This is a genomic window from Paenibacillus terrae (assembly GCF_000943545.1).
Lineage (GTDB): Bacteria > Bacillota > Bacilli > Paenibacillales > Paenibacillaceae > Paenibacillus > Paenibacillus terrae_A.
The window spans coordinates 1-1,331 of sequence record NZ_JTHP01000165.1; the positions used below are offsets into that span (position 1 = coordinate 1).

Consider the following 1,331-nt stretch of genomic DNA (forward strand, 5'->3'; position numbering starts at 1 on the left):
TGAACTGTGACCCGAAAGATGGACACTTTGAAAAAAAGTGACCTCTCTCGGGTCTCTTTGCGTTTATAATCGATATATACGAAAGGTTGGGGATACAAAATGGGGAACCGTTGGTCTACCGGTGAACAAAGGTTTAGTGAAAGTCAGATCCGCCAGATGGAGGATAATGCTAACGTATTGCATATTACAGAGCGTTCTATTGCTTACCAACCCACATTCAAGTTGGCAGCTCTAAAGGCCTATCAGGAGGGGAAAACTCCTGCGGAAATCTTCAGGGAGGCAGGATTCAACTTAGATATGATCGGACGGGAGAATCCGAATAGATGCTTAAAACGTTGGAGAAAAACCTTTGCTTCTCAAGGTGAAGCAGGTCTTCTGGAAGAGCAACGAGGAAAAGGCAGCACGGGAAGGCCCGCAGCAGAACAGTCGATGGAGAAGAAGCTTGCACAAGCTGAGGCACGTATAAAGCTTCTGGAAGCGGAGAACGACTTCCTAAAAAAGCTCGAGGCGCTCGAGAGACAAGCCCAGCAGAAGCAACGCTGACACCCTCTGAGCGCTTCGAACTCATCCATCGTACCATCCGTAAGCACCATCTTACAAAGATGACTCATCATCTTTGTAAGATGGCGAATGTCAGTAAAAGCGGGTACTACCGGTGGTTAGCCGCTGAACAAGCACGACAGCTGAGAGAAGAAGCGGACGAACAGGATCTGTTACTCATCAGGGAACATTTTGAAAAACGTAATGGGAAAGTGGGAGCACTTGTTTTAAAAATGTGCTTGGAGCATAAGAGTGGCGTCATCATGAACCATAAGAAAATTCGCCGTATCATGCGTAAATACGGGTTGGTGGCCAAGATCCGCCAGGCCAATCCGTACCGTAAGCTTGCAAAGGCCACACAAGAGCACCAGACACTCCCTAATCGCCTTAAACGTCAGTTTGACCAGGGCGAGCCGGAGAAAGTCTTTCTCACAGACATCACATACCTGCACTATGGTCAGGGGCAATGTGCATATTTGTCCTGTGTAAAGGACGGTGCAAGCAAACAGATTCTTGCTCATTATGTATCCTCGTCCTTAGAAATGACGATCGTAGATCGAACCTTGGACAGGTTGATTCAACGACTGGATGGCAACATTCACCCCGAAGCCATCATCCATTCTGACCAAGGTTTTCACTACACGAATCCGAGGTTCCAAGCTCGAGTTAAAGAGATAGGCTTCCAGCAGTCCATGTCGCGAAAGAGTAACTGCTGGGACAATGCCTCCATGGAGTCTTTCTTCGGTCATATGAAGGATGAACTCGAGTATAGGGACAGCGTTACTCTCCAA

At 47.6% G+C, this 1,331-nt stretch carries 2 protein-coding genes; both read left to right on the forward strand.

Annotated features, from left to right (window positions below; genetic code table 11):
* The first annotated feature begins 99 nt into the window (after positions 1-99).
* Positions 100-543 carry an HTH domain-containing protein gene (locus QD47_RS32015; protein WP_044649459.1) on the forward strand — a complete coding sequence of 148 codons (444 nt, stop codon included), beginning with the start codon at positions 100-102 and terminating at the stop codon, positions 541-543.
* 35 nt (positions 544-578) lie between these two features.
* The coding region (locus tag QD47_RS29415) for an IS3 family transposase (protein ID WP_235332401.1) at positions 579-1,331 on the forward strand (753 nt) is incomplete at its 3' end.